The sequence below is a fragment of the Ligaoa zhengdingensis genome, assembly GCF_014384885.1.
Classification (GTDB): Bacteria; Bacillota; Clostridia; order Oscillospirales; family Ruminococcaceae; genus Ligaoa; species Ligaoa zhengdingensis.
Window position 1 is genome coordinate 52,255 of record NZ_JACRST010000015.1, and the last position, 10,732, is coordinate 62,986.

Annotated in this window: 9 protein-coding genes, 2 tRNA genes and 1 pseudogene; 6 read left to right on the forward strand and 6 right to left on the reverse strand. The window is 55.9% G+C overall.

Features of this window, described 5'->3' with window-relative positions; translation table 11 throughout:
• Nucleotides 1-63: 63 nt before the first annotated feature.
• The 5 genes from H8711_RS09750 (at nt 64) to H8711_RS09770 (ending at nt 4,385) form a co-directional block, all read left to right on the forward strand.
• Entirely contained in the window at nt 64-1,281 is a 1,218-nt protein-coding gene (locus H8711_RS09750) for a phosphoglycerate kinase (RefSeq protein ID WP_249283283.1), read from the forward strand.
• Between the two features lie 127 nt (nt 1,282-1,408).
• Nucleotides 1,409-2,176 (forward strand): triose-phosphate isomerase, encoded by a 768-nt coding sequence (tpiA, locus tag H8711_RS09755; protein WP_249283284.1) that lies wholly within the window; start codon nt 1,409-1,411, stop codon nt 2,174-2,176.
• An 87-nt stretch (nt 2,177-2,263) separates the two neighbouring features.
• Entirely contained in the window at nt 2,264-3,781 is a 1,518-nt protein-coding gene (gene gpmI / locus H8711_RS09760) for a 2,3-bisphosphoglycerate-independent phosphoglycerate mutase (RefSeq protein ID WP_249283285.1), read from the forward strand.
• Between the two features lie 160 nt (nt 3,782-3,941).
• Nucleotides 3,942-4,211, forward strand: coding sequence for a hypothetical protein (locus tag H8711_RS09765; RefSeq protein WP_249283286.1), 270 nt, complete (start codon nt 3,942-3,944; stop codon nt 4,209-4,211).
• Nucleotides 4,212-4,308: 97 nt separating this feature from the next.
• A tRNA-Met gene (locus H8711_RS09770) sits at nt 4,309-4,385 on the forward strand.
• A 383-nt stretch (nt 4,386-4,768) separates the two neighbouring features.
• Here H8711_RS09770 and H8711_RS09775 read toward each other — a convergent pair.
• The 3 genes from H8711_RS09775 to H8711_RS09785 form a co-directional block, all read right to left on the reverse strand.
• The gene (locus H8711_RS09775; RefSeq protein ID WP_249283287.1) at nt 4,769-5,242 is read right to left on the reverse strand and encodes an LURP-one-related/scramblase family protein; all 474 of its coding nucleotides are present in this window, start codon (nt 5,240-5,242) and stop codon (nt 4,769-4,771) included.
• Between the two features lie 89 nt (nt 5,243-5,331).
• Nucleotides 5,332-6,681: an MATE family efflux transporter gene (locus H8711_RS09780; RefSeq protein WP_249283288.1), complete on the reverse strand. Its 1,350-nt coding sequence runs from the start codon at nt 6,679-6,681 to the stop codon at nt 5,332-5,334.
• 317 nt (nt 6,682-6,998) lie between these two features.
• Nucleotides 6,999-7,910, reverse strand: a complete 912-nt coding sequence (locus H8711_RS09785; RefSeq protein ID WP_249283289.1) for a magnesium transporter CorA family protein — start codon at nt 7,908-7,910, stop codon at nt 6,999-7,001.
• 172 nt (nt 7,911-8,082) lie between these two features.
• Between H8711_RS09785 and H8711_RS09790 the strand changes: the two genes are divergently transcribed.
• Nucleotides 8,083-8,159: transfer RNA gene (locus tag H8711_RS09790), tRNA-Arg, on the forward strand.
• A 559-nt stretch (nt 8,160-8,718) separates the two neighbouring features.
• On the opposite strand, the pseudogene H8711_RS14365 reads toward H8711_RS09790, so the two are convergent.
• The 3 genes and pseudogenes from H8711_RS14365 to H8711_RS09800 form a co-directional block, all read right to left on the reverse strand.
• Nucleotides 8,719-9,669, reverse strand: a pseudogene (locus tag H8711_RS14365) (Ig-like domain-containing protein); the annotation flags it as partial.
• A 213-nt stretch (nt 9,670-9,882) separates the two neighbouring features.
• Entirely contained in the window at nt 9,883-10,203 is a 321-nt protein-coding gene (locus H8711_RS09795; RefSeq protein ID WP_249283290.1) for a hypothetical protein, read from the reverse strand.
• 245 nt (nt 10,204-10,448) lie between these two features.
• Nucleotides 10,449-10,732, reverse strand: a 284-nt coding sequence (locus H8711_RS09800) for a hypothetical protein (protein ID WP_249283291.1), incomplete at its 5' end; no start/stop codon positions are given.

The window sequence follows — 10,732 nt, forward strand, 5'->3', positions numbered from 1 at the left end:
CGTTTAACAATGCCTGGCATCAGGCGGAAAATAGAATTTTTGAATACAGGAAGGAAGAACGATATGACAGCTCTCAACAAGAAGACCGTCGATGATATCAACGTCGCCGGCAAAAAGGTTTTGGTGCGCTGCGACTTCAACGTCCCTCTGAAAAACGGCGTGATTACCGATGAAAACCGCATCGTGGCGGCGCTGCCCACCATCAAAAAACTGATCGCGGACGGCGGCAAGGTCATCCTCTGCTCCCACCTGGGCAAGCCCAAGGGCGAGCCGAAGCCCGAGCTTTCGTTGGCCCCTGTCGCTGCGCGTCTCTCCGAGCTGCTGGGCCAAGAGGTCGTCTTTGCAGCTGACGACAATGTGGTGGGCGAGAACGCCAAGAAAGCGGTCGCCGCGATGAAGGACGGCGACGTGGTGCTGCTGCAAAACACCCGTTACCGTGCGGAGGAGACCAAGAACGGCGAGGCGTTCAGCAAGGAGCTGGCTGAGCTGTGCGACGGACAGGTGTTCGTCAACGACGCGTTCGGCGCTGCGCACCGCGCGCACTGCTCCACCGTGGGCGTGGCTTCCTTTGTAAAAGAGGCGGCCGTCGGCTACCTGATGGGTAAGGAGCTCAAATATCTGGGTAACGCAGTCAACGATCCGGCCCGTCCGTTCGTCACCATCCTGGGCGGCGCGAAGGTCGCGGATAAGCTCAACGTCATCGAAAACCTGCTGAGCAAGGCCGACACCCTCATCATCGGCGGCGGCATGGCGTACACCTTCCTGGCGGCCAAGGGCTACGGCGTGGGCACCTCCCTGCTGGACAACGAGAAGATCGACTACTGCAAGGAGATGCTGAAGAAGGCGGACGAGAAGGGCGTCAAGATCCTGCTGCCCATCGACTGCACCATCGCCAAATCCTTCCCCGATCCGATCGATGCGGAGATCGAGGTCAAGGTGGTCGATGCGGATAAGATCCCGGACGATTACATGGGTCTGGATATCGGCACCAAGACGGCCGAGCTGTTTGCCAACGAAGTGAAATCCGCCAAGACGGTTGTGTGGAACGGCCCCATGGGCGTATTCGAGAACCCGATCCTTGCGAAGGGCACCATCGCGGTGGCCAAGTCGCTGGCTGAGACCGACGCCATCACCATCATCGGCGGCGGCGATTCCGCGGCTGCGGTCAACACCTTGGGCTTCGGCGACAAGATGACCCACATCTCCACCGGCGGCGGCGCCTCCCTGGAGTTCCTCGAGGGCAAGGAGCTGCCGGGCATCGCCTGCGTGAACGACCGCTGAATCCGGTTGCAGCGCGGCCCTGCCTTTTGAACATGAGTGAGAACGGGCGGCTGCCCGTCTGACGACAGGGCGCGGGCAGATCACCGCGCCCTGTTCCATTGAAAAACAACAAAGGAGAAGACTTGTTATGAATAAAGCACTGCGCAAGGCGGTTATCGCCGGCAACTGGAAGATGAACAAAACCCGCCCCGAGGCGAAGGCACTCATTGAGGAGCTCAAACCCCTCGTGGCGGACGCGGGCTGCGATGTGGTCATCTGCGTGCCCTATACCAACCTCGAAACCGCCCTGGAGCTCACCAAGGGCACCAACATCGGCGTGGGCGCGGAGAACTGCCACTGGGCGAAATCCGGCGCGTTCACCGGCGAAATTTCGGCGGATATGCTCGCGGAAATGGGCGTACAGTATGTCGTGATCGGCCATTCAGAGCGCCGCCAGTATTTCGGTGAGACCGACGTCACCGTCAACAAGCGCGTGCGCGCGGCTCTCGACGCGGGCCTCACCGTCATCCTCTGCGTGGGCGAGCTGCTGGAGCAGCGCGAACAGGGGGTCACCGAGGAGATCGTCGGGATGCAGACCAAAATCGCGCTGCAGGGCGTCTCGGAGAAGGAGCTCAAAAAGATCATTATCGCCTACGAGCCGGTCTGGGCGATCGGTACCGGCAAGACCGCAACCGCCGATCAGGCGGATGAGGTCAACGGCTGCATCCGCGGCGTGATCGCGAAGCTGTACGGCAAAGCTGCGGCGGATGCTGTCACGGTGCAGTACGGCGGTTCGATGAACGCGGGCAATGCCGAGGAGCTGTTGAATAAAGAGCATGTGGACGGCGGCCTGATCGGCGGCGCGTCCCTGAAAGCGCCCGATTTTGCGGCGATTGTCAAGGCTGCCAGCCGCTAAGGCGGGGCAATCCGGCGGAATTTCCTGTATCTTGTATTTGGCATACCCGGTGGTTCACCGGGCCTTGCCCGGAAAGGATGGATCACTATGGCAAAACGACCCCTCGCTTTGATTATTTTAGATGGCTTTGGCTACAATCCCAGCGAATACGGCAACGCGGTCAAGACGGCCAACACCCCCAACCTGGACCGGCTGTTCGCCGAATATCCGCACACCCTGATCGGCGCGTCCGGCATGGATGTGGGCCTGCCCGACGGGCAGATGGGCAACTCCGAGGTGGGCCACACCAACATCGGTGCGGGCCGCATCGTCTATCAGGAGCTCACCCGCATCACGAAATCGATCCAGGACGGCGATTTCTTCCAGAATGAGGCGCTGCTCGGCGCGATGGAAAACTGCAAAAAGAACGGCTCCGCACTGCATCTGATGGGCCTCGTGTCGGACGGCGGCGTGCACAGCCACAACCAGCACCTGTACGGCCTGCTGGAACTCGCCAAAAAGGCGGGGCTTTCCGAGGTATACGTCCACTGCTTCATGGATGGCCGCGACGTTCCCCCCTCCTCGGGCCGCGACTACCTCGCCGAGCTGGAGGCGAAGATGGCGGAGATCGGCGTCGGCCGCATCGCCACCGTGATGGGCCGCTACTACGCGATGGACCGCGACAACCGTTGGGAGCGCGTGGAGAAGGCGTATGCGGCGATGGTTTACGGCGAAGGCAACCAGAACCCCAGCGCCGTGGACACGATGGAGAAATCTTACGCCGATGATGTCACCGACGAATTTGTCATCCCCACCGTCTGCGCAAAGGGCGCTACCATCAAAGCGAATGATTCGGTTGTGTTCTTCAACTTCCGCCCTGACCGCGCGCGTGAGATCACCCGCACCCTCGTGGATGAGGCGTTCGAGGGCTTCCAGCGCAAAAACGGGTTCTTCCCGCTGTACTTTGTGTGCATGACCCAGTACGACGTGACCATGCCCAATGTGCATGTCGCTTTCAAGCCGGAATCTCTTACAAATACCTTCGGCGAGTATATCTCCAACAAGGGCCTGACTCAGCTGCGCATCGCGGAAACCGAAAAATATGCCCACGTCACCTTCTTCTTCAACGGCGGCGTGGAGAAGGCTTACCAGGGTGAGGACCGTGCGCTGATCCCGTCCCCCAAGGTCGCCACCTACGATCTCAAGCCGGAGATGAGCGCCTATGAGGTGACCGAGGAGTTGCTGGGGCGGATTGAGAGCGACAAATACGACGTAATCATCTGCAACTATGCGAACTGCGACATGGTCGGCCACACCGGCGTGTTCGAGGCAGCGGTCAAAGCGGTGGAGGCGGTTGACGCCTGCGTGGGCAAGGGGGTTTCCGCCATCTTGGCCAAGGGGGGCGCATTGCTGATCACCGCTGACCACGGAAACGCGGATAAGATGTACGAGGAGGACGGCTCGCCGTTCACCGCGCACACCACCAATCCGGTGCCGTTCCTGGTGGTGGGGTATCCCTGCGAGTTGCGTGAGGGCGGCCGCCTGGCCGATATCGCCCCCACTATGTTAAAGGTTTTGGGTCTGGAACAGCCCCCGGAGATCACCGGCGAGTCGATTATCCGCTAATTCATTCGGAGCATAAATGCAAAGGGCCTGCGTATACTACCATGGAAACGCAGGCCTTTTGTTTTATTGAAAAAATGCTTGTTATTTTGCGCCAGTGGGCTTATAATAAAACCAGTTTCGCTGGAAAAAATAAACTCTGAGGATGAAAGGAGGCCCTCCTATGAAAAAAGGAACCTTGGTATCAATCATCATCGCGCTGATTGCGGTGGCAGGCGCACTGCTCGGGCTGGTGGCCTATATGAGAAGCCGCAGATGCCTTGAGTGCGGCGATGTCGAGGAGGATTATGTTCCGGACGCGCAGGGTGATTACGATATGGAATACTATGTCGACGATCAGCCCGAGGCGGTGTCGGAGGCAGCGACCTCCCCCGAGTATGTGTCCGCTCCGGTGGACGATACCAGCGTGGAAGGCGACGATATCACCGAGTGAGAAAAGAGCAAAAATACCCTTTGTAAAAAAAATTACAAAGGGTATTGCTTTTTCTAATTAGATATAGTATAATAATAAAGCACTCAAAATTAGATATCGCGGGGTGGAGCAGTTCGGTAGCTCGTCGGGCTCATAACCCGAAGGTCGTAGGTTCAAATCCTACCCCCGCAACCACCAGACAGAGTCTGGACGCAGTTCGCGTTCGGACTCTGTCTTTTTGTTCGGATAAGGCGCCCGCAACGGAGATGGAATCTAAAATGTCCGCCCCTTCTATTAAAAAACGCCAGAGAAGTAGTTTCCTCCGGCGTTTTTTATATCAGGGAAAACCATGCGATAGTCGCGTGGTGGGTTTAAGCGATGGAAACTCCCGAAGGGACTACCGTTGCCCCCTCTGTTTCGGGATGCCAATTTCATATGAATTGTGAGAAAATATTTATTTTAAAAAACAGAACCCGGCGTATCCTGTAAAGGATGCGCCGGGTATTTCTTGTGTTCAGCAAAAAATGAAATGGCATGTAACTTCATCCGTAAAAGGCATGGGAAAGAAAGCGTGTCGCTTAGTCGTTGCCGGAAGAGCATTTCGCCGCATCGATTGCGAGCACGATCATCAGAGAATAGAGGACATTTTCCGGCTTTACTACGTCGATTTCATAGGTATCGGTGAAGTTCCACAGCCGCTTGGAGGCGCGCATGATGGTTTCACTGCCGTTCATCACCTCGTAATCCCATTGCCAGAAGTTCCCTTCCACCGTCCATCCGTTAAAATCCAGCGTGAATTTTGGCCGGAAGAAGGTGAACTCCTTGCGGATTTCCCCCATCAGTTGATCCGCTACATAGATGCGGAATCGGGGCAAAAAGGTCAATACCTCTTCCTTCACAGTGCCAAGGTGCAGGCCCGCCATGTTGTAGATTTCGAGACAGTGCCCCCATGAGATTCGTCCCTCAACTTGGAACACCACATTGCCCGTCTCATCAAAAATATCGTAGCTGTCCAACCACGAAAAAAAGCGTTGTTTAAAAAGCAGTTTCATCGTTTGATCCCCTTCCAATGCATCATCGGCGAAACTATCTACCTGTAAAAGTATAAGCCGCCTGTGCATTTCCATTTGCGGCTATTATATCACACCGGGCGAATTGGCGAAACAGGGGAGTTTTTCTGCTTTTCGCCGGGGAAGGAGCGGCGCAGTGCAAATATCCCGGCAACAGAGGCGATTGCCTCCGCGCAAGGGAAGGAAAGCCATACCCCGTTCATCCCCCAGAGGGCGGCCAACGCAAACACCGCTGGGAGGATCGCCACACACCCCCGCAGAATGCAGACCGCAAAGGCAGGGCGCGGCTGCGCGACTGCGCTGAGATAGGCGGACGTGACAATGTTGAAGCCTGCGAACAGGAATCCGGCGAAGTAAAGCAGAAGGCCGTCTTTGGCGAGCGCCGCCAGCTGCGGGTCGGCCTCCCGGTTGAAGATCGCGACCAGCCCGTCCGAAAACAGGCAGGCCACGAGATACAGAAGGACGGCCAACACGACCGACAACAGGACGGCATAACGCAACAACTGGCTCAGTTCTACATACTGTGCGCGGCCATAACTGCTGCTGACCAGCGGCTGTAGTCCTTGGGCGATCCCTGTGAAGATGGAGATGACGACCAGAGAGAGATTGGCGACCACGCTGTAGGCGGCGACCCCGATGTTTCCCGACAGGCGCAGGATGACCAGGTTGAAGACGATCAGCACAAGGCCGGACGCGAGTTCAGTGATCAGCGAGGAGAGACCGAGCGAGCACAGGTCAAGCGCGCAAGCTGGGTCGGGCCGGATACGGCGCAGGTGGAACCCGTTGCGCCGCTTTACGATATGGATGGACAGAACAGCCATGCCGAGGATCGGGGCGAGGCCGGTTGCGAGGGCGGCGCCGAAGATGCCCATATCGAGGGGGAAGATGAGGATGTAATCCAGCAGCACATTGCTCAGGCTGCCCGCCAGCATGGCAGCCATGGCGAGGTGAGGGTTGCCGTCATTGCGAACAAAGGCCAGCATCAGGTTGTTGAGGATGAAAAATGGAGAGAAGCAGAGGACGGTTTTCAGGTAGAGAGCGGTCATGTCGAGGATCAGCCCATCCGCGCCGAGCAGGCGGCTGATCGGCGTGGAAAGAAAGAGGCCGGCCGCCGCAAACAGGAATCCGGCGGCGATTGCCAGTACTACTGAGTGGGTAAAGACACGGTTTGCCGCATCGTGCTTCCCCTGCGATTTCCAAATGGCGTACCGCGTCGCGCCGCCCACCCCGATCATCAGGCCGGTGCCCTGGATGAAGCTGTATCCCGAGATTGCAAGCCCCAGGGCGGTGAGACCGTTTGTGCCAAGCCCCTTGGCAACAAAGAAGGTGTCGGCCAGGATGTAACAGGACAGGCCGATCATGCCGAGCACATTAAGCGAGACAAAATGCGTAAAATCCTTGAGAATGGCGTTGGGTTTCATCGATAACTCCTTTCGCTGCCGCGCATGGATAAAGATAATAGAAGTGTGTCCCTGCCCACACGAAAATCTGACAGGAATAAATTGTAATGGAATGGCCGGAACATGCCTTATCACAGAAAAAACGCCCGAATTTTCATACCTTCAAAGGCCTACGGTATGAAATCCGAACGCTCATCAAGCGGCTTTACCCGGCGGTAAAGCGAGGAAATACGTTTAAAAACGCATTCCTCAAAATTCAATTTTAAGACGAAACTCAGTTTAACAGAAAGCGAAACAAAAGGCAAATGTGAATTTATCCCACCTCGGCAGAAAAACAATCACCAAAAACGCTTTTTCTTAAAAAACCAGATACAGAACAGCAGGATTGCGGCGCTCAACAGGCAGACCGCGGGATATCCAAAGCGCCAGGAGAGCTCTGGCATATGGACAAAATTCATTCCATACCAGCCGGCGATCAGCGAGAGGGGGAGAAAGATCGTGGTGACAATCGTCAGAATCTTCATAATCTTATTTTGCCGGATATCGATTTGCGCTTGATAGACCTCCCGAATCTGCATGGAATACTCACGCAGCATCTGTGTCTCCTGCCGCAGCCGTTCAGCACGTTCCGCGAACAGCCGGAGTGCCCGCAGCTCCTTTTCAGAAAAAAAGGAGTCGGCATTTTCCTGAATAGAGACCGACAGATCCGCCAACTGGCTGTAGTAATGAGAAAAAGCCGCCAGTTCCTTGCGCAGGCCCATCATCCTGTGATCAAAATGTTCGGTGGAATCCGAAAGGACCGCACTCTCCATCCGCTCAGCGCGGTTCTCCAGCTCCTCCAGATAGGTGAGGTCATTTCCGATCAGATAGTTCAAAAGGTCGCAGAACACAAGCCCCGCGTCGATGGGCCCCCTGCTTTTCACCGATTGAAAGGTGAGCAGATAGGCGGACAGAAAGCTGTCGTCACCGATTAGAAGCAGGTTGCCATCCCATAGAAAAAAAGAGATGCCCTGCTTTCTTTTTGATTCACCCTTGCCTGGAATGAGCAGGGTGCCGTACAGATAGTCCGCTTCGTTTTCCACTTTGCAGAAACGGACCGTTTTTAAAAGGAGCGGGCGGTAGGCCGCAAACCGGTCGGGAAGAAAAGAAAGGGAGGCTTCCTCCTGCGGGAGCAACCCCAGGACATGGTCCCAGGTGATTTCTTTGTCCTCCGGCCACGGCTCCAAATTTTCACCGAGTGTATAAAACATCCGATCACCTCACAGTTCCATTTTAACCGGTGCCGCAGGATTTGCAAGAGAAAAATATTTCAAAAGATTTGGACGAAGGTGTTTTCATCCACCTAAAAATATGCTATAATAATTAGGCGCTATCAAAATGATGATCTGCTGGACGGTGGAACATCAGGTAGCAACCCAATACGCGCCCGTAGCTCAGCTGGATAGAGCGTTGGACTCCGACTCCAAAGGTCGCAGATTCGAATTCTGTCGGGCGTACCAGCAGGTTGGACCTGCACCCAAATCGCGCTTCAGGACCTCCCTGAGGCGCGATTTTTTGTCCGCGCCAGGGCACGTTTTCCAAAACAGTATAAAATCCCCCGCCTATTTTGCAAGATGGGCGGGGGATTTTTCTATCGGCTATATCTAGTTTTTGAATTTTTTCTGGAGCATGAGATAGCTCACGCCGCCGCTTGCTGCGCGCCGCCGATCGTCTCGTTCGCACTGTTCGCTTCGCCAGCAGCGCCTTCGCTTCCGCCTGCGCTGCTTGCACCGCATTCCAGCTTGCCGCCGTGTATCGCGCCGTGTTCAGCTCATTCACTTCGGCCACCGCCTGCGCCAGGCGCACCTTCGCGATCGCTCTGGTCAGCTCCGCTGCCATATCGTCGAGACCTTTCTGGGTTGCTTCATCGCTCTCGCACAGCGCTTCCGCTTTGGCCACCAGCTCGGCCAGGCCGGTCTTGCTCGCCTCGTCGTACTTGCTGTCAGCCAGGATCTCCTTCGCCAGCTTGAGCGCTGCGTTGATCGCCGCATAGTTGAACTCGCTCTGCAATGCGTTGATTGCGGCTGTCAGCTTGCTGCACGCCTCTGCGATCATCGCCTCGGTCGCGTTGCCGTTTGCTTCCACTGCCTTCGCCTCGGTCAACACCGCTTGCAGGTTCGCCCAACTGCTCGGGCGGTAGTTGCCTTCTTCCAATGCGTCCGCCGCTGCGATCAGCTGTCTCAGCAGGGTCTTATCCGCTTTCACCAGTTCGGTGATCCTGGTCATCACCGCTTCGTACTCGGTGTTGATCTCAGCCTGCGTCGCGTCCGCGTTATCCAGCACCGCTTTCGCGCTGTTCACTGCCACCTGTAGCGCTTCCTTCGTGGCCGCAGTCAGGCTTTCGTCCTTCAACAGGTCTTCCGCGATCTCGACCGCCAGCGTAAGCAGGCTCTTGTCGGGCGCATAGGTCAGGCCGTCGCGCGCCGCTACCAGCGCGAGGTAGGCATCGAACACCTGGCTTTCGGTTGCAGCCACGTCAGCAACGACCGTCTTCGCTGCATTCAGCGCATCGGTCAGAGCTTTCCAGCTCTCTGCGGTGTAGCGGTCTTTGTCGTATTTCCCCTCGACCGTCGCGATCAGCGCCTTCAGCGAAGTCTTGTCTACGTCGGAGGGCTGCTCGCCCGTCACGGTAACGGTGCAGACAGCGGTTTCCGAAGTGCCGGTCATCGTTCCGCTCACCGTGAATGTGTCGGGTCTTCCATATTGGTCCTCTGTGACGGCATCCCAGACCACCGGATAGACCGCTGTTTCCTGTGCGCCGTAGCCCACAGTCACCGTTTCCGGCAGTACAGGGGCTGTACCCAGAGCGGTTTCCACCGCGGCGGGTTCCACATGGGAGATCGGCTTGAGTACAAATGCATCCACAGCCAGATACTTGCTTGCGATGCCGCCCTCACCGGGAACCACCAGACGAACGGTGTGCTCCCGATCCTCCAACCCATTCACCGCGTATACACTTTCGCTGCTCACGCCGACGCTGGTGTTGGGCGCGTTGAGATCCAGGGTCGTCAGTTTTACCCCATCGAGATAGACGTCTACCGTGGTGAAATTGGTCTCATGGTAAGCCAGCCATTCAAAGGCGGTCCCGGTAAAAATGAAAGCCGGTGAGATCGGCTTTTTCCGCCGGACGGTCCAGCTCCGGGGGCGCGAACAGGAACTCCCATTCCTGCCCGTCTGCAGAGTTCAGTCCGAAATCGCGACCCCGCCGAGCGGGGAATTTTTCGCTGCCGCAAGGTTCGGCTGGACTTCACTGTTTCCTTCAAACGGGATTTCAATTTCTGTAAGGGGCGCTTCTTGCGGCTGCTCGCCGCCTGTGGCCGGTGTTTCGGCATCCGGCAGCGGCTGGTTAGTTTCCTCCAGTGGCATTGGATCGACCAAGGTGCCCTCCGCCTGCGGCGGAATAGGGTTCTCCTGTAGGCCGAACACTGCGGTCGTACCCAGCTGCGCCACAAGCGCTCCGGCCATTATTATGCCGAGCGCTCTGTGGACGAGTTTCCTTTTCATGTGAACCATCCTCTCTCTTCATAACAAAAAAGGGATTTTAGCCCTCTTTTTTAACATCATAACAATTTATTTAGCGAAAACGAATGCACAAAACGGAAAGATATATATTTATCGGAAAAATGGAAGAAAAAGTTTTGGCCGCTTTTTGGGACAGATTCAATAAAACAGTTCTCTTTTTATAAGGGTATAACCTATCTAAAATAAGTACTTCGGTCAGACGAAGAACCCGATATCTTGACGGATGGTCAAATAGTTCCTATAATAGAGGAAAATCCTTTTGGAGTGGCAAGCCTAAGCACAATTCGAGATTTTTTTAACTTTTTTGCCAAAAGAGTATTGACAAAGGGGGAGGGGCGTGGTAATATAAATAAGCTGTCCGACGGGGTGAGCGAAAGCGAGCCAGAAGCATTGAAAAAAAGTGCTTGACAAACAGTAGGGCGGTGTGGTAAGATAAGAAAGTTCCACTCCTGACGGGGCGGGGCGCTTACCAGAACGGAACCTTGAAAATTGAACAACATTCGGTTTTGAA